Below are 20898 nucleotides of genomic sequence, written 5' to 3'. Positions count from 1 at the left end.
TGGGTTAAAGCACTTCTTCTCTTCTATAAATCAGGCAGATGAATTCTAAAAAAATCGAATCCGCACTCAAAAAGCAAACGTTTCCTTTTTTGTTATGTTAAAATCTTCGCGATTTTTATTTATTCATCGATTTATTCGGAGCAATTATGAAACGCGATTTAGCAATGGCTTTTTCTCGAGTTACTGAAGGTGCCGCACTGGCAGGTTACAAATGGCTTGGTCGTGGCGATAAGATCGCTGCTGATGGTGCTGCTGTAGAAGTAATGCGTACACTGCTGAACAAAACTGACATCAGTGGTGAGATTGTTATTGGTGAAGGTGAAATCGATGATGCACCTATGCTTTATATTGGTGAGCATGTAGGCACTGGCGGTGATGCTGTTGACATCGCCGTTGACCCGATCGAAGGCACGCGAATGACAGCTATGGGTCAATCAAATGCACTTGCTGTTCTGGCTGCTGGTGAAAAAGGAAGCTTCCTAAAAGCACCTGATATGTACATGGAAAAGCTGGTTGTTGGTCCTGGCGCAAAAGGCGCAATTGACCTTAATCTTTCTCTAGAAGAAAACTTAGAAAACGTTGCTAAAGCACTAGGCAAAACTCTAGATACCTTAGTGGTAACAACTCTGGCTAAACCACGCCATGATGACATAATTGCTAATATGCAAAAAATGGGCGTACGCGTATTTGCAGTGCCTGATGGTGATGTTGCTGCATCTATCCTTACTTGTATGCCTGATAGCGAAGTCGACGTAATGTACTGTATCGGTGGCGCACCTGAAGGAGTTATTTCTGCGGCTGCTATTCGCGCACTAGATGGTGACATGCAAGCGCGCCTTCTTCCTCGTCACGAAGTGAAAGGTGATACGCCAGAAAACCGAGCTTATGGTGAAGATGAACTAAAACGCTGTGCTGAGATGGGCGTTAAAGCTAACGTTATCTTAAAAATGACTGACATGGCACGCAGCGACGATGTTGTTTTCGCAGCTACTGGTATCACGAAAGGCGATTTACTGGAAGGCATCACTCGCCAAGGTAATATTGCAACAACTGAAACACTGCTTATCCGTGGGCGCTGCCGTACCATTCGTCGTATTAAGTCGATTCATTACTTAGAGCGTAAAGATAAAGAAGTGAGAGATATTATTCTTTAAGAGCTTTGTTCTTTGATAAATTTGAAACCGTGGGTGTGAAAACAGCTGCGGTTTTTTTTGTTTTAGAGAGTTCAGGTTTCAGATCGGTCGCAGGCTCCCTTGCAGGGTTCAGGGGTGATCGTTGTGAGACTAGATACTATACACTGCGCTAGCTAGACCGCTTCGATTCTATAAGAGCAAAGCGAGTGAATAATTCAGAATGTGAGCGCTGTGGTTAAAGTAGCAAATACACAGTCCCCTCCCCTTAACAAGGGGAGGGTTAGGGAGGGGTTACTACGATGAAGCTGGAATTGAGTTCATAGTTAACTTGATTTATACGCTGTGAGTTCTTGACCCCCTCCCAGCCTCCCCCTTAGTAAGGGGGAGGAGCTAAAAGCCAAAAGCAATCACCTATGAACCCTTTAAGCGAAGCGATCTGAACCCTGCTCTTAACTCTCACAAACGAGACACTCCCTCAATCTCCCCCATTCTACATTCTCAAAACCTAAAAATGCCAACTAAGCTGAACTCATGGATACCACAGCAAGGAGTTAGCCAATGCCGCATTCATATCATCATATAGAAATCCCCTCATTTGATGAGCTCAAAGCCTTAGCGGAAAAATCCCCAGAGCAACTAGAAGCATTACGCCATCAACTGAGTATGCAGTTTATTGACAGTTTACCAGAAGAACATCAAGGACCACTGCTGGCACAACAAAGTCACATCGAACGAATCATCGAACGAGGCAATAACCCAAATCACATCAACATCTTATTAGGGAGAGAGCTCGGTAAGCAGTTTGTTCGTTTTGCTGATTCATTAAATAAACCCATTGATGAGCATCAAGCGGCAGATGTCATTCAATTTCCAAATGCCAATAATCGCTCATCAAATAACACAAAACATTAAGAGAGTTCGTCTGATTTTCTATCCTATTTTTTGAAAACTCTCTTGATCCATATCTCTCACATTGATAGTTAAGCTGTCAATGTGGGTTGCTTGCCCTGCCAATACATCCATCAAGGCACGACTTAACTCCCTTTTTTGCTCCGTTGTACGACCTGATAATAATTCTAATGTAAGATGAATAAAGTCAACACTGTTCCCCTTATCACCAATTAACCAAGAATGAACGCGGATCGCTCTCGACTTTACATCCTTAATTGAGAACAACCCCGAATCAATCGCAACTTGATGTAAATCCTCCAACAAACCTTGCATGTTCAAGCGTTCTTCGGCTGAATTTGAATATTCCATGACTAAGTGCGGCATTATTACTTCCTTTTCATACGGCGTTAATAAGTGATTACTTTTCCATCATTCAGCGAAAACAAGTAAGTTACAATCTTCTCAATAGAAAAGTGCCTAATGAATCACAGTTAGGAACCATCAAAAATCTCCTCAATTCAGTTAATAATCTTTCGCACTTCGAAATAAAAGCGCTAAAATTATGCATAAAAATGATTTTAGACACTAAATCTGTCGCAAAATCTGTTATATTTTTACGCAAGTTTTTTACATTAATTTGAATTGGAGAGAATCCTATGCGTCATCCTGTAGTTATGGGTAACTGGAAACTAAACGGCAGCAAAGAAATGGTTGTTGATCTACTAAACGGTCTTAATGCTGAACTTGAAGGCGTTACAGGCGTAGACGTTGCAGTTGCTCCACCAGCACTTTTCGTTGACCTTGCTGAGCGTACGCTTACTGAAGCAGGCAGCGCAATCATCCTAGGTGCTCAAAACACTGACCTAAACAACAGCGGTGCTTTCACTGGCGACATGTCTCCAGCAATGCTTAAAGAGTTCGGTGCTTCTCACATCATCATCGGTCACTCTGAGCGTCGTGAATACCACGCTGAGTCTGACGAGTTTGTTGCTAAGAAATTCGCATTCCTAAAAGAGAACGGTCTAACTCCTGTTCTTTGTATCGGTGAGTCTGAAGCACAAAACGAAGCTGGCGAAACAGTCGCTGTTTGTGCACGTCAACTTGACGCTGTTATCAACACTCAAGGCGTTGAAGCTCTTGAAGGCGCGATCATCGCTTACGAACCAATCTGGGCTATCGGTACAGGTAAAGCAGCTACAGCTGACGATGCACAACGCATCCACGCTCAAATCCGTGCTCACATTGCTGAGAAATCAGAAGAAGTTGCTAAGAACGTTGTTATCCAATACGGCGGTTCTGTTAAGCCTGAAAACGCTGCAGCTTACTTCGCACAACCAGACATCGATGGTGCTCTAGTTGGCGGTGCAGCGCTTGACGCGAAAAGCTTTGCAGCTATCGCTAAAGCAGCAGCTGAAGCAAAAGCGTAATTATTAAATTCTCGTTTTAGAGTTTAAATTGTAAAAAGGTCAACTTCGGTTGACCTTTTTTGTATCTATTGATTGAGAAACTATACGCTGCGCTAACTAGAACGCTTTGCTCTAGAGACTATAAGATCAAAAGCACTAATTTTGAACTCCATCGAAATTCTTTACTGTTCATTATCTTTTACCATTTACGACTTCTATGGTTTATAGCATTTACCAATATAACTCTAAATTCTAATGACACTTATTTATAATAAATCAAAACACAAAACACTCAGGCAAAAGCTTAGATCTGAGGTACCTACAGCAGAACGAGTATTGTGGAATAAGCTTAGACGAAATCAACTCAATGTTAAATTTCGACGCCAATATGGTATTGGCCGGTATGTTTGTGATTTTTATAATGCTGAATATAAATTAGTAATTGAGCTTGATGGTGATAGTCACTTTAATCCAGAGGCCGCAGATTATGATGCTATACGAAATGAATACATGCGTAATCTAGGAATATCAGTATTGCGTTTCACAAACCAAGATATAATGAGCAATACAGATGGCGTTATAGCGTTTATATTAATGCATATAGATCAATTAAAATCCGAATAACTTCTACCATCACCGCAACAACCCCTCCCTAACCCTCCCCTTAGTAAAGGGAGGGAACTGTATTGTGATCGCTGAAATTGCAACAACTACAATCGGCTCCTCCCCCTTGGTAAGGGGGAGGCTGGGAGGGGGTGCTCTTAAAACACACATAAAAAAACCGAGGCACTTACGAATAAGTTAACCTCGGCTCTCAATTTGAACTTTTGTCTATTTAGACAATAGGCTCAGGGGATGATTACATCATGCCGCCCATTCCACCCATGCCGCCCATATCAGGCATAGCAGAGCCAGAATCTTGTGGCTTATCAGTGATCATCGCTTCAGTTGTGATCATAAGACCCGCAACAGAGGCTGCGAACTGAAGTGCAGAACGCGTTACTTTAGTTGGGTCAAGAATACCCATCTCGATCATGTCACCGTATTCGCCAGTTGCCGCGTTGTAACCGTAGTTACCTTCACCAGCGCGAACGTTGTTAGCAACAACTGAATCTTCTTCACCCGCATTCTTAGTGATTTGACGGATAGGCGCTTCCATTGCACGAAGTGCTACACGAATACCTACGTTTTGCTCTTCGTTGTCGCCTTCAAGGCCAGCAACTTTAGATGCTGCGCGGATAAGTGCAACACCACCACCAGCAACAACACCCTCTTCAACCGCAGCGCGAGTAGCGTGAAGTGCATCTTCAACACGGTCTTTCTTCTCTTTCATCTCAACTTCAGTCGCAGCACCCACTTTGATTACTGCAACACCGCCAGCTAATTTAGCCACACGCTCTTGAAGTTTTTCTTTATCGTAGTCAGATGTCGCATCTTCGATTTGTTGACGAATTTGAGTAACACGGCCAGAGATGATTGTCTCTTCACCAGCACCATCAATGATAGTTGTTGTTTCTTTTGTGATAGTTACACGCTTCGCTTGACCAAGATCTTCAAGAACCACTTTTTCAAGCTCTAGACCAATCTCTTCTGAAATTACAGAACCCGCAGTTAGAACTGCGATGTCTTGTAGCATTGCTTTACGACGATCACCAAAGCCAGGCGCCTTAACCGCTGCAACTTTAACGATACCACGCATGTTGTTCACAACTAGAGTAGCAAGCGCTTCGCCTTCAACATCTTCAGCGATGATAAGAAGAGGACGAGATGCTTTCGCTACCGCTTCTAGCGTCGGAAGCAATTCACGGATGTTTGATACTTTTTTATCAACCAGCAAGATAAATGGGCTGTCTAGATCAACCGAACCCGCTTCTTGGTTGTTTACGAAATATGGAGATAGGTAACCACGGTCAAACTGCATACCTTCAACAACGTCTAATTCGTCTTGAAGTGCTTGACCTTCTTCAACAGTGATAACACCGTCACGACCTACTTTTTCCATTGCTTCAGCAATAAGATTACCAACAGTAGAGTCAGAGTTTGCAGAGATAGTACCTACTTGCGCGATCGCTTTTGTATCAGCACATGGAACAGATAGCTCTTTAAGTGCTTCAACTGCAGCAACAACTGCTTTGTCGATACCACGTTTAAGATCCATTGGGTTCATGCCAGCAGCAACCGCTTTTAGGCCTTCAGCAATGATAGCTTGAGCAAGAACTGTCGCTGTTGTTGTTCCGTCACCCGCCGCGTCATTCGCTTGCGAAGCCACTTCTTTAACCATTTGTGCGCCCATGTTTTGGAACTTGTCTTCAAGCTCGATTTCACGTGCAACAGAAACACCATCTTTAGTGATCGTTGGTGCGCCAAATGATTTATCTAAAACAACGTTACGGCCTTTAGGACCTAAAGTTACTTTTACCGCGTCAGCCAGAACGTTTACACCTTCTAGCATTTTAATTCGTGCGTCGTTACCAAATTTAACGTCTTTAGCAGCCATCTTTAATTTCCTTTTTAAATTCTTTTCTTAATATCGTTTATTATTCAACAATCGCTAGGATGTTAAATTCAGACATGATCAATACTTCTTTGCCTTCGATCTTCTCTGCTTTGATATTACCTTCTGCAAAGATAACTGAATCGCCAACTTTTACGTCTAATGGTTGTACAGAACCATTCTCTAGGATGCGGCCCTTGCCAACAGCTAGAACAGTACCGCGAGTTGATTTTTCAGCCGCTGAACCAGTTAGCACGATGCCACCTGCAGATTTTGATTCAACTTCTTGGCGTTCAACGATCACACGGTCATGTAAAGGACGGATATTCATTGGTCGTATCTCCTGATAATGTTCCATTTAAGAATAAAGTGCCATGTTTTGGCTTTGATTTATTAATGGGGTTTTTAAGGAGGGATTGCAAGGGTTTAGGGTGTAATTTTTTAAAGTACTAGAAGCTAGAGACTAGACCGCTTCGCTTCTATAAGAGCAAGCACCATATTAACTTTTGCTTTTTCTCTTATCGTCTCTAGTTAGCGCAGCGTATAGTTTCTACTCCCTGTTTCCGCTACACTAGCCATCCCACCACCACTTGAGAAAACCATGCTAGATAAACACGGTTTACTAACCCAACCTATCGCCGAGGTATTACAGAAACTCACCACTCCAATGGTGTTTGGCATGGTCGCAATCCTTCTATTCAACTTGGTGGATACCTTCTTTATCTCATTGCTTGGTACTGATGCCCTTGCTGCCGTAAGTTTTACCTTCCCGGTTACCTTTGCGGTCAACTGCATTACCATGGGCATTGGGGTTGGATTATCGGCCTCGATTGGGCGCTTGCTCGGACAAGGTAACAGCAAGCACGCCGCGCAATTAACCACACACGGATTAATCTTAGCCGTCATTCTTATTCTTATCGCTTGTAGCATTGGCTTTTTTACCATAGATCCCCTGTTTCGATTATTAGGAGCAGAAGACAAACTGCTACCTCTTATTCATCAATACATGTCGATTTGGTATCTCACCATTCCTCTGCTGGTTATTCCAATGTCGAGCAACAGTGCCATTCGCGCAACGGGCGATACCACCACTCCCGCAAAAATCATGATGCTGGCAGGGTTAATCAATGGTGTACTCGATCCCCTACTGATCTTTGGCTACGGGCCTTTTCCTGAATTAGGTATTCAAGGCGCTGCGATTGCCAGTGGCATCAGTTGGTTTGGGGCTTTATGTGCTTCTTTTTATGTATTAACTCGAAAAATCAAGTTACTCGCCTCACCAAAGCCACCAGAGATGAAACAAGATTGGCAACAGATCTTAAAGATCGGCTCACCAGCCGCACTCTCCAATGCCTTAAACCCAATTTCTGGTGCCATATTAATGATGATGCTCGCCAGCCAAGGGACAGTAGCTGTTGCTTCTTATGGTGCAGCGCAACGCGTCGAGTCATTAATGTTATTAGTGATAATGGCACTCACGTCTTCATTAAGCCCTTTTGTCGCTCAAAACCTTGGAGCCAAACAACCAGAGCGAGTCAAAGAGGCCATCTTCTTAGCGATGAAGTTCTCTGTCTTCTTCCAACTGTTTCTCTATATTTTAATTGTTCCATTAAGCATTCCGCTCTCCCATCTATTTAGCCAAGATGATGCCGTACAACATGGCCTGTGGATGTACTTAATTTGTGTGCCATTCAGTTATGGATTCCAAGGCATTGTGATGGTACTTGTGAGCAGCTTAAATGCGATGCAAAAACCATTACATTCTTTCAGTTGGAGTTTCATGAGATTATTTGTGTTTACTCTGCCAACAGCGTGGATTGGCAGCCATTTATATGGCATGGAAGGCTTGTTTGTTGGGATTGCGATAGGAAATGTGATGGGTGGGATAAGTGCCTGGGTATTTGTGAAGCACAGTAAGTTGTTGGGGACTATACGCTTCGCTAACTAGAATCTAGACCGCTTCGCTCCTATAAGAGCAGCACAATACTCGCTTTTGATCTTATAGTATCTCGTTAGCGCAGCGTATAGTTTCTAGTTCTATATTTACCACCCACCTAGCCCCCTTATATCAACATTGCCAATCTCAACAATACATTTATCAAGGGGAGGAACTGTATTGTGATTGCTTTTATCACCACGATCGCCTCTGAATTCTGCAAGCGCAGCGATCTGAACTCTACTCTTGCTTTAGCTTTTCCTGAAACCTGAATCCTGCTCTTCCTCGCTTCGCTATGGCCCATTTTCAAACTTTGTAGTAAAGTTACACAAAGTTATTTATTCGAATTTATTAAGTTATTGACGAGGAACACCTTTATGTCAGCTAAAAAGCCTATGGCGCTAGTTATTCTTGATGGTTACGGTCACCGTGAAGCTCAAGCAGATAACGCAATCACAAACGCAAACACACCTGTTCTTGATGGCCTAATGGCTACTCAACCAAACACACTAATTTCAGCTTCAGGTATGGACGTTGGTCTACCTGATGGTCAAATGGGTAACTCAGAAGTTGGTCACACTAACATCGGCGCTGGTCGTGTTGTTTATCAAGATCTTACTCGCATCACTAAAGCAATTTCTGATGGTGAGTTCCAAGAGAACGAAACGCTAGTTAACGCTATCGACAAAGCAGTTAAAGCAGATAAAGCCGTTCACATCATGGGTCTTATGTCTCCAGGTGGCGTTCACTCTCATGAAGACCACATCTACGCAGCAGTAGAAATGGCAGCAGCACGTGGCGCAGAAAAAATCTACCTACACTGCTTCCTAGACGGACGTGATACACCACCACGTTCAGCTGAAAACTCTCTGAAAAACTTCCAAGAGCTATTCGCTAAACTAGGTAAAGGCCGTGTTGCTTCTCTGATTGGTCGTTACTACGCTATGGATCGTGACAACAACTGGGATCGCGTACAAAAATCTTACGATCTAATGTCAGAAGCAAAAGCAGAATTCACATTCGCAACCGCTGTTGAAGGTCTTGAAGCAGCTTACGCTCGTGAAGAGAACGATGAGTTTGTACAAGCAACTGAAATCAAAGCAGACGGCGAAGAATCAGCAGCTATCGTTGATGGCGATGCAGTTATCTTCATGAACTACCGTGCTGACCGTGCTCGTGAAATCACTCGTGCATTCGTTCCTGATTTCGATGGTTTTGCTCGTAACGTATTCCCAGCAATCGATTTTGTGATGCTGACTCAATACGCAGCAAACATCCCACTTCTTTGTGCATTCGCTCCAGCGTCTCTAGAAAACACATACGGTGAGTGGTTATCTAAAGAAGGTAAAACTCAACTACGTATTTCTGAAACTGAAAAATACGCACACGTTACTTTCTTCTTCAATGGCGGCATCGAAGACGAATTTGAAGGCGAAGAGCGTCAACTAGTTGCTTCTCCAAAAGTAGCAACTTACGATCTACAACCTGAAATGAGCGCACCTGAGCTAACTGAGAAATTAGTTGCCGCTATCAAATCTGGTAAATACGACGCTATCGTTTGTAACTTCCCTAACTGTGACATGGTTGGCCACACTGGCTTATACGATGCAGCGGTTAAAGCCGTTGAATCTCTAGATGAGTGTATCGGTAAAGTGGTTGAGGCAATCAAAGAAGTTGACGGTCAACTGCTTATCACTGCTGACCACGGTAATGCTGAAATGATGATCGACCCTGAAACAGGCGGCGTTCACACAGCTCACACGAACCTTCCTGTTCCTCTTATCTACGTTGGTAGCAAAGCGGTTGAGTTTAAAGAGGGCGGTAAGCTTTCTGATCTAGCCCCTACTATGCTAGCGCTAACAGATACAGCGATCCCTGCTGAGATGTCTGGTGAAGTTCTTTTTAAGTAGAACGATACGCTTTGCTGACTAGAAACGAGACCGCTTCGCTTCTATAAAATCAAAAGCAATCGCTGTATTCGCTTTTGATTTTATAGTCTCTAGTTAGCGCAGCGTATAGATTCTAGTTCTGCAAATAGTAAAATGCCCACAGGCTTTATAGTCTGTGGGCATTTTTTTGATCTTAGATTTCAGGGATCAGTAATGGCATAGATTAACCTTTAAGAATATGGAATTATCATCAGTATAAACTTTGAACAAATAGACGTAAAGAAGATCAAAAGTAAGCACAACACTCTTGCCCCCTCTCTCACCTTCACTGGCAGAATTCAACTCTTATATCTCTACTCTGACAATAAAAAGGTGATCGCCTTCTCCGTAAAATCAGCAAGAGCTTGATAATGACCTTCACGTAAAATATCTTCAACAATAAGTAAATCAATATTTAAATAATCATGCACTAGACCATTTCGCATACCAATAATCTGTTTCCAAGTACGTAACTCATTGCTAGAAATCAGACCATGCTCTTTTAGCAAGGAAAATGATTGATAGGCTTCCGTTGGACTTTTATTTTGGATTTTCTTTACCATATGCTTAGATAATCCAATACACATCTCAGTAAATACCTGCAATAGACGCTCGGCAGCTAAATAGTCACGACTTTTTAAACTCGACTGATTTAGGTCAAACCGAAGTTCATTTAACTCTTTGAGATATTTCGCTTTATGGGACTCAACTTCCACTAGATATAATTCAAGACCTTTATTCATACGATGCACTTCTTTTGCTTTCAATCAATTGATACTCAAACATTGAGTTAATACGATTCTGCTCTTTATAAAACAGAAGAGGATTATTGTTATAAATAAGCTTCCCGTACTCAATAACATTAAATGCAAGAGCTATTGGTATATGATTGATATCAACGATACTAACTTTATCTAAAGGTAGTTCCAAATGCTCCGCCCATTCCATAGCCAAACACTCAGGCCGAGTTCGCAAAGCAAGAGTAGATAACGAATGATCATTAAATGCCACCGCTAAATCAAAATCACTTTCTTGATGATGAGTACCTTGAGCCCGTGAACCGTATAACCATACCAGTTCAATACTCTCATCCATTTTGGCCAAACTAACGATAGAATCAATCATACTCAATCCATTACTGCTGTCTATTTGGATACTATAGCAGGGTTAAGGGCGCTGCGCTTAAAGGTTTCAGATTTCAGGTTTCAGGAAGAGCAAGTGCAGAGTGCAGAGTTCAGATCGCTTCGCTGGCAGAATTCAGAGGTGGTCGTTGAAATAACCGCGATTACAATATAGCTCCTCCCCTTTAATAAGGGGGAGGCTGGGAGGGGGTAAAGAGCTAACAACGCATAAACCAAGTTAACTATGAATTCAATTCTACCTTCATCACAACAACCCCTCCCTAACCCTCCCCTTAGTAAAGGGAGGGGACTGTATTGTATGCGCTGAAATTACAACAACTACAATCGGCTCCTCCCCCTTAATAAGGGGGAGGCTGGGAGGGAGTAAAGAGCTAACAGCATCTAAATCAAGTTAACCATGTACTCAATTCTACCTTCATCACAACAACCCCTCCCTAACCCTCCCCTTAGTAAAGGGAGGGGACTGTATTGTATGCGCTGAAATTACAACAACTACAATCGGCTCCTCCCCCTTAATAAGGGGGAGGCTGGGAGGGGGTAAAGAGCTAACAACGCATAAACCAAGTTAACTATGTACTCGCTTTGGCTTTTGCTCTTATAGTCTCTAGCCAGCGCAGCGTATAGCTTCTAGCTCTCCCCCTCCAACAAACTCAACAGCATTGTAGGATCCAACGTCTTACTGGTTGAGCTTGCCGACAACACTTGATCGGCCAAATCACGTTTATCATGATGCAGAGCGATGATCTTCTCTTCAATGGTATTTTTCGTTACCAAGCGATAAACCGTCACAGGCTTTTGTTGGCCCATGCGATAGGCGCGATCACTGGCTTGATCTTCTACAGCTGGGTTCCACCACGGATCTATATGAATAACCGTGTCAGCTTCAGTTAAGTTTAATCCTGTGCCTCCGGCTTTTAAGCTGATCAAAAACACAGAATTTTCACCCTCTTTAAACGAATCAATCGCCGCCTGACGCTGCTTAGTAGTTAACTTGCCATCCAAATAACTAAAGCGGATATTTGATTCAGTTAACTGAGCAGAAAAACGTTTCAATACACCAACAAATTGGCTGAACACCAACACTTTATGGTCACCATCCAAGGCCTCTTCAATCAAACTCTGCGCTTCAGATAACTTGGTACTTTCCTCTCCCTTCATAGAATCAAACACCAAGCCAACATCACAACAGATCTGGCGCAGTTTTGTTAACGCAGCAAAGACTTCCACCACACCACGGCTCGATTCACTTTTTAAATTCGCTAATGACTCTTTTCTTACCGCTTCATACGCGGTTCGCTCTTTATTGGAGAGTTCAATATGGTGAATGACTTCTGTCTTCGCAGGTAGCTCCGTCAGTACTTCTGCTTTAGTGCGACGCATAATAAACGGACTCACTAAGGTCTTTAATCGCAGCATGTCTTGTTCTTGCTTCGCAGCTTGTGCGTATTTAGAACGAAACGATTTAAGATCGCCAAGTAATCCAGGATTCAAGAAAGAGAACAGACTCCACAGCTCAACCAAATGATTCTCTACTGGCGTTCCTGATAACGCAAAGCGATGCGCGGCTTGTAAACCAAAGACTACTTTTGAGCGTTTGGTTTGCGGGTTCTTGATCTGCTGCGCCTCATCCAATACCGCACAATTCCAATCAATCTCATTTAAGGTTTCAGCTAATCGCGTCACCATGCCATAACTCATCACGATCACATCATTGGCACCTGCGGCATTAATGGTGGCAATACGATCACTGCTCGCTTCTAAATCAATCATGGTTAACTGTGGCGTAAAACGCTCAGCTTCTTGCACCCAATTGGTTAATACCGATTTAGGGCACACCACCATACTTGGTCCCTGCTGACGATAATGGCTCAACAACGTTAAGCCTTGCAGTGTCTTACCTAAGCCCATGTCATCCGCAAGACACGCACCAAATCCATGTTGAGAAAGATGCGCCGCCCACTCGACGCTCTCTTTTTGGTAATCACGCAATGGCAATAGCAAGTCGGCATCCAGCTCTGGCTTCACTCGCCACTCTTCCACCAACTTATCCCACGCATCATCACTGTTGGCCGACATTGACTCCACCAGTTTTTGCAGTGGATACGCCATGCGCTGATCAACCAATTGTTCATCATCGACCAGACTGTCAATCAAGCTTAATTGGCGACGCAGTTGCTCTGAGATTAATAGCGTCAATGAAGAATTATCAGCACTGACAAAACCGGTACGGTGATGCGCCAACAACTGACGTAAATCCATCTCTAAACTGCTATCAATATGAACGCGCCCATCGACTTCAAACCAATTCTGCTTTTGGTTAATCGACATTGAAAAGTCATCAACCCCAATCACTTTCACTTGCTGGCTGTCCGCTTTCCAATGCAGGTTTGCACCCAACTCACCATCAATTTGAGTAATAAACGTTAGCGCCGCTTCACCTTCAATCTGCCAAATAAAATTCTTATTCTTAACGAGCCCTAATTCATCAACCAATGCGTTAGCTTGACGTTTTTCATTAACAAGATCACGTTGATACCACACGCCATCAAAACCACTTTCCCACTCGCTGCCTTTTCCTGGCGTCCAACTCACATTGTTATCGCTAGAGCCAAACTCAATCGCCACATCCAAAGACGCGCCATTCCAAGCAAGCCATAACTGAGGCTCAGCCACACTATTACCCCGAGTCACTGTCCCTTTCTGTTTATCTATATCAAACCAATGCACTTGATCGCCAAGTACCGCCACTAACTCTGCGGTTTGGGTTACGGGAAAATGCGGATCACGAACTCTTAACTCTTCTAAAAAATCGGTCAGCTGTTCAGGCGCATCAATGAAAGAGTAGATACCACCGCCAGAGTGATACAACCAAGGTTGAGCGCAAGTCTGTTGGTGATAATAAGGATAAACCTCAAACGCCAATTCATCTCCTACCGAGCGCCAGACTAACAACGGCGTCTCTCGATAAAACGACACTTGGTCGCCATGATGATCATATACGTTATCGGCATCACATAACGCATGAGCGACGGCTCGAGTGACTCTTGAGCTGCTATCACCCCAGTCCATACCATCATAAGCCGCGGCAGAAAGGATCGCGGTATCACTTGGGCTAAGTATCTCTTTGTGCTTATGGTTAAACTTATCCAGAGCCACCTTGCGTCCCTGAGTCCAACCGCGTTTATTCTTCGCCTGTATTTTGGCATTCACCTTCATGGCCAGCGGCTCTAACTGCCAAATTAAACGCTCTTTGTTGGCGACTTCAGTATTTAGCACCCCATCAATACGGGTTAGCCACTGCTGCCAAGGAGAAGAGACAAGCAGTAACGGATTGCTTTGATCTACCAAGCGAGACAAGGCGTGTTTTGCTATTGTCGCCAGAGCAAAATCATCAGAAAATTCAAGTAAGCTAGTTACCACAGGGTTATTCGCCAATGTCATTAATCCAACCCACACATCAGCATTATCACGTACACGATAAGCGACAATTGATTCAATCAACATTCGGCCCCATGCCACTTTACCGCTCTTCTGAACAAGAGAAGCCAGCCAACGATCAGGATTGTCAAAATACCGAGCTAACACCGCATCACTCGCCGTAATAAAATCTACCGAGCGTTGCCAATATTGAGGCAAGTCTTGACCTGTTTGTTCAAGAGCTAAGTTTAGATTCTCTTTTGTTTTGTTTAATAAAGATGGGTCTAGCACACTCAATAAGGCGAGATCGCACAATTGAGTGAAGGAGACCTTTTGAATATCGAGTTCATAAACACTTTCTCGATGACGAAGATAACCACTATCAAACTGCGGCGCTGCCAAGAAGTGTTCTTTATCTATCTCTTGTGAGAAACACCATTCATCAAATACCACGTTAACCTTAAGGTAATTGGCATTCCACTTCTCACTCTCTGTTAACGCCGCGGTAAATTCAGCATGATGATCGCTTCCGCTCTGCATATTCGGTCCGCAAAGCAAAGTTGCATAGAGTTCAAGATAATCAGAAGGTGAATGAGAAAGCATTGGTAAACTCACAGATAAAGGGTTTATGACTCTGTGAGAGTAAAAGAAGTGTAAGGGGAATGCAATTTGATTAAGGGGAATAGTGGAGAGCAAGGGCTTAGGGTTCAGATCGCTACGCTTGCAGAATTCAGGGGTGTGCGTTGTTGCTCTTAGCTCCTCCCCCTTATTAAGGGGGAGGCTGGGAGGGGGTCAAGAGCTAACAGCGTATAATCAAGTTAGATTTGTATTCAATTCTACCTGTATCGCAATAACCCCTCCCTAACCCTCCCCTTATTAAGGGGAGGGAACAGTATATAATTCGCTGCAATCACAACGATCACCTCTGAACCCTTTAAGGGAGCCTGCGACCGATCTGAACCCTGCTTTTAATACCCTTTCGGATTATTCGACTGCCAGCGCCACGTATCTTCAGTCATATCATCAAGAGACAACTTCGCTTCCCACTTCAACTCTTCACGCGCTTTAGCAGGATCTGCCCAACATTCGGCAATATCGCCTGGGCGACGAGGTGCGATTTTATGAGGAACAGGAACGCCAGCCGTTTTAGAGAACGCTTCTGCCATCTGTAAAACACTGTAGCCTTTACCCGTACCCAAGTTATAGATATGAAGACCCGCTTCTTTACCCTTGTATTTAAGTGCCGCTAAATGACCATCAGCCAAATCCACCACATGGATATAATCACGAACACCAGTACCATCAACCGTTGGGTAATCATCACCAAATACTGATAAAAACTCACGACGACCAACAGCCACTTGAGAAATAAACGGCATTAGGTTGTTTGGAATACCTTGTGGGTCTTCACCCATGGTGCCTGATTTATGAGAGCCAACCGGGTTAAAGTAACGAAGTAGAGTTACGCTCATTTCTGGATGTGCTTTTTGAATATCGGTTAGACACTCTTCAACAATCAGCTTACTACGACCATAAGGATTAGTTGCTGATGTTGGGAAATTTTCATTAATCGGCACAGAAGCAGGATCGCCATAAACGGTTGCAGATGAACTAAATACAATACTGTTCACGCCCGCTTTACGCATCGCTTCAACCAAAACTAATGTACCCGATACATTGTTATCGTAATACATGATTGGCTTTTCAACCGACTCACCCACCGCTTTTAAACCAGCAAAGTGGATCACGCTATCGATTTGGTTTTCAGCAAAGATGGTTTCTAGAATTAGAGGATCGCGAATATCACCTTGGTAAAACTTAGGTTTAACACCAACTAACGCTGCAATGCGATCAAGCACCACTTCTTTACTGTTGTATAAGTTGTCTAAAATGATTGGCGTTAAGCCCGCTTCAATCATTTGTACACATGTGTGGCTACCAATGTAACCCATTCCACCAGTGACTAATATATTCATGATATTTCTCGATTTTAAATTTATGTCATAAGAGCCTATACGCTGCGCTAACTAGAACGCTTCGCTCTAGAAACTATAAAAGCAAAAGCATCCATGTTGATAGGCTTAATTATTACACTAGCTATACCTGCACTTATAGTCTCTAGTTAGCGCAGCGTATAGTTTCTAGTTTCACTCTAATATTTATTCTCAACCACTCTAATAAACTCAGCAATTTTCTCTTTCGGCAATACATTAATTCCCGCCGCCGCCTCACGACCACCACCAGTTTCAAACAAGCTACAGATCTCACCCGCACCTTGCTTATTATTTAACGGCGCACGAAGTGATACCATATAAGTGCCATCCGCATTTTGCGTTAATACCGCATGAGCTGAATCGGGATTTTGATTTGCTAAAAGATTACCATAAACACCGCTAATACGACGTGCCCACGCTTCATTTGGTAACTCAAATAACCCTAATTTCTCACTTTTGTGCAGAGCCTCTATAGATAATGCATTATCCATATCCGATTGATACGCCGCTTGCAGCTGATAAAAAGGCGATGCTTTATCCGCAATCACATCAAAAGGCGATGAGTATTGTAATAACGCTTGGTATAAAGCAGCAGGATCAAAATGCAGATCATCCACCTTCGCCCCATACCCATTATAGTTGATTAATGTCCCAAGCTCTTTTAACTGAGATTTTTGCTCACAAGATAAGCCGATAACATCCGCCAGCTCATTCGCTTTTGCAATTAAGTTATCCCCATACGCCGCCGTAATTGCCCACTCATGAAACTGACCATTTAGTAGGTTATCAATAATTAAGGCAGTACAGGTATTGGCATCTAAATCGATATGAGCAGATAGATTCTCGTGCTCAGGGATATCACCCGCACGATGGTGATCGGCATAAAATACTTCAGCACCTGAACTTAGAGCAAGATCTAGAGCTGCCATGTTCTTTTCCATTGAGATGTCTAGTACAGTGAGGTTATCACCCGCTTTGGCATCCACTTTAGTCATTAAGTTAATGTCACGCTTAACGCCAGTGATTAAAGTTGATTTTTGAGGGTTAGCCAAACGAAGTTGAAGAAGAGCGATAATGCCATCAGCGTCACCGTTGAAGATGTCGAAGTTCATGAAAATCCTTTTGAAGAACGGGAAGAGCTATCCTATGGTCCTATGGTCCTGATTGAGAGTCAAGGTTAGGTTGAGGACGCTGCGCGCAAAGGTTTCAGGTTTCAGGAAAATCAAAAGCAAGAGATCTTCCTTGCCTCAATTATTGAATTGGCGGTATTGCTGAGATATATGTGAATCAATCGTCGAAATTAACGCGTTTGATATACCGAGATTTAATGCCTCTTGTTTAAAATCCCGAGTCTCATGATAAATCTCTTCAATCATATTTATCAAAGGTGTGACATTTGCATAACCTGCATGCCCTGCCATTAATTCTAACGCTTTAGTTGTTGGTAGTCGACCATTACCATTAAACGAAGTCATGTGTTCTTTATAAGGGGAAGGACTGTAAACGATGTCGTAAAATGGCGACAATCTCCAATTATCATTATCGTCAGCGAGAAAAGCAAAGTTCTTGCTGTGATCATCCTGATTAACTGTGATGTAATTAAACAATGCTCTTTTTACTAATTTTTGTGCTTCTTGAATACCACAAAGTTGGCGTGTTGCTTTGATTAAATCGACATAATCTAAAGATGGCTCTCTAAAAGGCGCGTCCAACAAACCACATGCAGATATCATATGCTGACGGCCACCATTTGGCGTGCAATCGAAGCGTGTTTGTTGCAACCAAAATTGACCATTACTCGCGTCAACTAATTCAAAATTAGGAACTTCAATGCCTACGTTTCTTGCCATTTTCATATAGGCATATTCAACTAAGCTTTCTGAATGTTTTAAGTCAAATTTATCAGACGTTAATTTAATGAGAAGTTTTTCACCTTTTGCATTTGGTAATGTTGAGTATTGACCGTCACTGCATTTAGTTACATTTAGTTTTGGTCGTGCACCACCCGAGCCACCAGCATTCATTAGATGTGCAATAAGATGGGATTCTGTGCCTTCGAACTCTTTAACCGCTTCTTTACCTAATGTGATTAATTCTATATCTCTTGAACTTGAATCAGCTAATGCCATTTCAGGCTCATAAGAAAGCGCACCTAAGCATTGGTCTCCAACATAAGCAAGTCTTTCTAACGCGGTAACCATTTGAGGATTGAAGCCATTATTCCTGAACATTCGATCCATTAAGTACAGCCCCCACCCATCAGGTAGACTGTCACCAAATACGCCGTGAAGTCCATAATGTGGCTGTCTAGGCGCTTTTTGTAAACTAAGATCTGCTCTGATATTAAAAGGCGCGATTGAATGCTTATGTTGACTTAGGTACGACTCATCATACTGAAAATAGATACCTGTTTTATTTTCAGCAAGCTGACCTAGCTTTTCTTGATGCCCATCTGCAAACGTTCTTTTTACGATTAAAGGTGTGTTAAGCATTTCTTAATACCTCCTCAATACTCGTCGGTTCTTGATTAGATGTCTTTGTTAAATTGTGTATATCGTTAAGGCTATCAACGCTTTCAAGTAACATTAGAAACTGCCTTAAAGAGATATTCCCAGTATTTTCAAATTTTCGAATGGTGCTATAAGGCACGCCAGAGCACTTAGCTAATGCTTCCACACTAAGTTTTTGTTGTTTACGACGTTGTTTAATAAAATCTTTTAATTCAAGTTGAACATCAAAAGCGGTATGAAGAGATAGCATATTAAACCCAACTGTTACTATAGTAACAATATTATAGAACTTTTTTATTAAATTGACATCACTGTAGCAACTTAAGGTAGGTATTAGAAGCTATACGCTGCGCTAACTAGAGACTAGACCACTTCGCTTCTATAAAATCAAAAGCAAGTGCCGTACCCGCTTTTGGATCTTCGCTCCTCCCCTTTATCACCATTAGTCACTTGGCTGAAAATATCAATATAAGGGGAGGCTGGGAGGGGTTGGTGATAAAAAACTAGGATTCAGGACGCTACGCGCAGAGGTTTCAGGGGTATTCGCTTTTGATCTTCCTGAAACCTGAGACCTGAACCCTGCTCTACCCCTTAGTCACTACCAAACAAATCGCGGGTATAAACCTTACCCTCAACATCTGCCAGCTCTTCCATCATACGGTTCGAGACAATCACATCTGACACTTGCTTAAACTCATTCAAATCTTCAATCACACGAGAGTTAAAGAAATCAGATTCTTTTAATACTGGCTCATACACCACTACTTCAATACCTTTAGCTTTCAAGCGTTTCATGATCCCTTGAATCGAAGAAGCACGGAAGTTATCAGAACCCGCTTTCATGATTAAACGATAAATGCCAACCACTTTAGGATTTCGTTTCATAATGGATTCAGCAACAAAATCCTTACGAGTACGGTTAGCATCCACAATCGCGCCAATAATGTTATTTGGCACTTCTTGGTAATTCGCTAATAACTGCTTAGTGTCTTTTGGTAGACAGTAACCGCCATAACCAAATGATGGATTATTGTAGTGATTACCAATACGAGGATCTAACCCTACCCCTTCAATGATTTGGCGTGCATCTAAACCATGGGCTTCAGCATAAGAGTCTAACTCATTGAAATAAGCAACACGCATCGCAAGGTAAGTATTAGAAAACAACTTAACAGCCTCAGCTTCGGTAGAACGAGTCAGTAATACTTCAATGTTTTCTTTAATCGCGCCTTGAACTAATAAATCTGCAAACACTTGAGCACGGTCAGATTGCTCACCCACAATAATGCGAGATGGATGAAGATTATCAAACAGCGCGCGACCTTCACGTAAAAACTCAGGCGAAAAGATAATATTATCGCAACCTAGTTCTTGTTTAATACGCTCGGTATACCCAACAGGAACAGTAGATTTGATCACCATCACTGCATTTGGGTTAATTGCCATTACCTCTTTAATCACCGCCTCAACCGAGCCAGTATTAAAGTAATTTGTTGCTGGGTCATAATCTGTTGGTGTAGCAACCACCACATACTCAGCATATTTGTAAGCCAACGCTTTATCTAACGTAGCGGTAAGATTAAGATCTTTATTCGCTAAGAAATCTTCAATCTCTACATCTGAAATTGGTGATTGCTTATTATTAATTAGCTCAACTTTTTCAGCCATGATATCAACGGCAATCACTTCATTATGTTGTGCTAACAACACTGCATTTGATAAGCCAACGTAACCTGTACCTGCAATGGCAATTTTCATTATTATTTATCCTGTAGGGAAATTTATCTTAGGGGATTATAAGGGAGAAAGGGGGGAGGTGCGAGAATCGAAATACGAGGTACTGGAAACTATACGCTTCGCTAACTAGAAACTAGGCCGCTTCGCTTCTATAAGATCAAAGATAAGCGCCGCAGCCGCTTTTAGCTCCTCTCCTTTATCGATATAGTCACTTGGCTAAAAATATCAATATAAGGGGAGGCTGGGAGGGGTTGGTGATAAAAAACTAGGATTCAGGACGCTACGCGCAGAGGTTTCAGGGTATTCGCTT

The 20898-nt window shown here is 42.6% G+C and carries 17 protein-coding genes; 6 read left to right on the top strand and 11 right to left on the bottom strand.

Annotation, left to right across the window (positions count from 1 at the left end; translation table 11 throughout):
• The first annotated feature begins 146 nt into the window (after positions 1-146).
• Both glpX and PVK62_RS12970 read left to right on the top strand, forming a co-directional pair.
• Positions 147-1154, top strand: coding sequence for a class II fructose-bisphosphatase (gene glpX / locus PVK62_RS12975; protein ID WP_274444461.1), 1008 nt, complete (start codon positions 147-149; stop codon positions 1152-1154).
• Positions 1155-1691: 537 nt separating this feature from the next.
• Positions 1692-2045, top strand: coding sequence for a DUF3135 domain-containing protein (locus PVK62_RS12970; protein ID WP_274444462.1), 354 nt, complete (start codon positions 1692-1694; stop codon positions 2043-2045).
• An 18-nt stretch (positions 2046-2063) separates the two neighbouring features.
• On the opposite strand, the gene PVK62_RS12965 is transcribed toward PVK62_RS12970, so the two are convergent.
• On the bottom strand, positions 2064-2408 hold the full coding sequence (locus PVK62_RS12965; protein WP_274444463.1) for a 5-carboxymethyl-2-hydroxymuconate Delta-isomerase: 345 nt from the start codon (positions 2406-2408) through the stop codon (positions 2064-2066).
• Positions 2409-2680: 272 nt separating this feature from the next.
• Here PVK62_RS12965 and tpiA point away from each other — a divergent pair, with 272 nt between their 5' ends.
• Together tpiA and PVK62_RS12955 are read left to right on the top strand one after the other, a co-directional pair.
• Positions 2681-3451 (top strand): triose-phosphate isomerase, encoded by a 771-nt coding sequence (tpiA, locus tag PVK62_RS12960; RefSeq protein ID WP_274444464.1) that lies wholly within the window; start codon positions 2681-2683, stop codon positions 3449-3451.
• 234 nt (positions 3452-3685) lie between these two features.
• Positions 3686-4054: an endonuclease domain-containing protein gene (locus tag PVK62_RS12955; RefSeq protein ID WP_274444466.1), complete on the top strand. Its 369-nt coding sequence runs from the start codon at positions 3686-3688 to the stop codon at positions 4052-4054.
• 235 nt (positions 4055-4289) lie between these two features.
• Here the strand turns inward: PVK62_RS12955 and groL are convergent, their stop codons facing one another.
• Both groL and PVK62_RS12945 read right to left on the bottom strand, forming a co-directional pair.
• The gene (gene groL / locus PVK62_RS12950; RefSeq protein ID WP_274444468.1) at positions 4290-5927 is read right to left on the bottom strand and encodes a chaperonin GroEL; all 1638 of its coding nucleotides are present in this window, start codon (positions 5925-5927) and stop codon (positions 4290-4292) included.
• A gap of 40 nt (positions 5928-5967) precedes the next feature.
• Positions 5968-6255: a co-chaperone GroES gene (locus tag PVK62_RS12945; protein WP_060993308.1), complete on the bottom strand. Its 288-nt coding sequence runs from the start codon at positions 6253-6255 to the stop codon at positions 5968-5970.
• Between the two features lie 270 nt (positions 6256-6525).
• Between PVK62_RS12945 and PVK62_RS12940 the strand changes: the two genes are divergently transcribed.
• Positions 6526-7872, top strand: coding sequence for an MATE family efflux transporter (locus PVK62_RS12940; protein WP_274444469.1), 1347 nt, complete (start codon positions 6526-6528; stop codon positions 7870-7872).
• A gap of 365 nt (positions 7873-8237) precedes the next feature.
• On the top strand, positions 8238-9770 hold the full coding sequence (gene gpmM, locus PVK62_RS12935) for a 2,3-bisphosphoglycerate-independent phosphoglycerate mutase (protein WP_274444470.1): 1533 nt from the start codon (positions 8238-8240) through the stop codon (positions 9768-9770).
• A gap of 332 nt (positions 9771-10102) precedes the next feature.
• Here gpmM and hepT read toward each other — a convergent pair whose 3' ends face one another.
• The 8 genes from hepT to PVK62_RS12895 all read right to left on the bottom strand — a co-directional run bounded on the left by hepT (position 10103) and on the right by PVK62_RS12895 (position 20609).
• Complete coding sequence (gene hepT / locus PVK62_RS12930; protein ID WP_274444471.1) at positions 10103-10531, bottom strand: type VII toxin-antitoxin system HepT family RNase toxin; 429 nt, start codon at positions 10529-10531, stop codon at positions 10103-10105.
• Positions 10524-10913: a type VII toxin-antitoxin system MntA family adenylyltransferase antitoxin gene (mntA, locus tag PVK62_RS12925; RefSeq protein WP_274444472.1), complete on the bottom strand. Its 390-nt coding sequence runs from the start codon at positions 10911-10913 to the stop codon at positions 10524-10526. The genes hepT and mntA overlap by 8 nt, the downstream gene beginning before the upstream one ends.
• A 644-nt stretch (positions 10914-11557) precedes the next feature.
• The gene (locus PVK62_RS12920; RefSeq protein ID WP_274444473.1) at positions 11558-14950 is read right to left on the bottom strand and encodes a DEAD/DEAH box helicase; all 3393 of its coding nucleotides are present in this window, start codon (positions 14948-14950) and stop codon (positions 11558-11560) included.
• A gap of 365 nt (positions 14951-15315) precedes the next feature.
• A complete protein-coding gene (gene galE, locus PVK62_RS12915) occupies positions 15316-16323 on the bottom strand; it encodes a UDP-glucose 4-epimerase GalE (RefSeq protein WP_274444474.1) in 1008 nt (335 codons plus the stop codon).
• Positions 16324-16499: 176 nt separating this feature from the next.
• The gene (locus PVK62_RS12910; RefSeq protein ID WP_274444475.1) at positions 16500-17453 is read right to left on the bottom strand and encodes a DHH family phosphoesterase; all 954 of its coding nucleotides are present in this window, start codon (positions 17451-17453) and stop codon (positions 16500-16502) included.
• A gap of 135 nt (positions 17454-17588) precedes the next feature.
• On the bottom strand, positions 17589-18833 hold the full coding sequence (locus PVK62_RS12905; RefSeq protein ID WP_274444476.1) for a type II toxin-antitoxin system HipA family toxin: 1245 nt from the start codon (positions 18831-18833) through the stop codon (positions 17589-17591).
• Positions 18826-19101, bottom strand: a complete 276-nt coding sequence (locus PVK62_RS12900) for a helix-turn-helix domain-containing protein (RefSeq protein ID WP_274444477.1) — start codon at positions 19099-19101, stop codon at positions 18826-18828. Before PVK62_RS12900 ends, PVK62_RS12905 begins: the two co-directional genes overlap by 8 nt.
• Positions 19102-19442: 341 nt before the next feature.
• Positions 19443-20609 (bottom strand): nucleotide sugar dehydrogenase, encoded by a 1167-nt coding sequence (locus tag PVK62_RS12895; protein ID WP_274444479.1) that lies wholly within the window; start codon positions 20607-20609, stop codon positions 19443-19445.
• Between the last annotated feature and the right edge of the window lie 289 nt (positions 20610-20898).

Source organism: Aliivibrio sp. S3MY1, from assembly GCF_028765575.1.
Taxonomy (GTDB): Bacteria; Pseudomonadota; Gammaproteobacteria; order Enterobacterales; family Vibrionaceae; genus Aliivibrio.
Note: the sequence above shows the minus strand (reverse complement) of the source record. Positions and strands in the feature narration are given on the sequence as shown.

Bases quoted from the DNA above. Each gene is read 5' to 3' on its own strand.
- gpmM (WP_274444470.1), top strand. From the start codon at position 8,238: ATGTCAGCTAAAAAGCCTATGGCGCTAGTTATTCTTGATGGTTACGGT.
- PVK62_RS12905 (WP_274444476.1), bottom strand. From the start codon at position 18,833: ATGCTTAACACACCTTTAATCGTAAAAAGAACGTTTGCAGATGGGCAT.
- PVK62_RS12970 (WP_274444462.1), top strand. From the start codon at position 1,692: ATGCCGCATTCATATCATCATATAGAAATCCCCTCATTTGATGAGCTC.
- PVK62_RS12955 (WP_274444466.1), top strand. From the start codon at position 3,686: ATGACACTTATTTATAATAAATCAAAACACAAAACACTCAGGCAAAAG.
- mntA (WP_274444472.1), bottom strand. From the start codon at position 10,913: ATGATTGATTCTATCGTTAGTTTGGCCAAAATGGATGAGAGTATTGAA.
- PVK62_RS12940 (WP_274444469.1), top strand. From the start codon at position 6,526: ATGCTAGATAAACACGGTTTACTAACCCAACCTATCGCCGAGGTATTA.
- tpiA (WP_274444464.1), top strand. From the start codon at position 2,681: ATGCGTCATCCTGTAGTTATGGGTAACTGGAAACTAAACGGCAGCAAA.
- glpX (WP_274444461.1), top strand. From the start codon at position 147: ATGAAACGCGATTTAGCAATGGCTTTTTCTCGAGTTACTGAAGGTGCC.
- PVK62_RS12920 (WP_274444473.1), bottom strand. From the start codon at position 14,950: ATGCTTTCTCATTCACCTTCTGATTATCTTGAACTCTATGCAACTTTG.
- PVK62_RS12910 (WP_274444475.1), bottom strand. From the start codon at position 17,453: ATGAACTTCGACATCTTCAACGGTGACGCTGATGGCATTATCGCTCTT.
- PVK62_RS12965 (WP_274444463.1), bottom strand. From the start codon at position 2,408: ATGCCGCACTTAGTCATGGAATATTCAAATTCAGCCGAAGAACGCTTG.
- PVK62_RS12945 (WP_060993308.1), bottom strand. From the start codon at position 6,255: ATGAATATCCGTCCTTTACATGACCGTGTGATCGTTGAACGCCAAGAA.
- PVK62_RS12895 (WP_274444479.1), bottom strand. From the start codon at position 20,609: ATGAAAATTGCCATTGCAGGTACAGGTTACGTTGGCTTATCAAATGCA.
- galE (WP_274444474.1), bottom strand. From the start codon at position 16,323: ATGAATATATTAGTCACTGGTGGAATGGGTTACATTGGTAGCCACACA.
- groL (WP_274444468.1), bottom strand. From the start codon at position 5,927: ATGGCTGCTAAAGACGTTAAATTTGGTAACGACGCACGAATTAAAATG.
- PVK62_RS12900 (WP_274444477.1), bottom strand. From the start codon at position 19,101: ATGCTATCTCTTCATACCGCTTTTGATGTTCAACTTGAATTAAAAGAT.
- hepT (WP_274444471.1), bottom strand. From the start codon at position 10,531: ATGAATAAAGGTCTTGAATTATATCTAGTGGAAGTTGAGTCCCATAAA.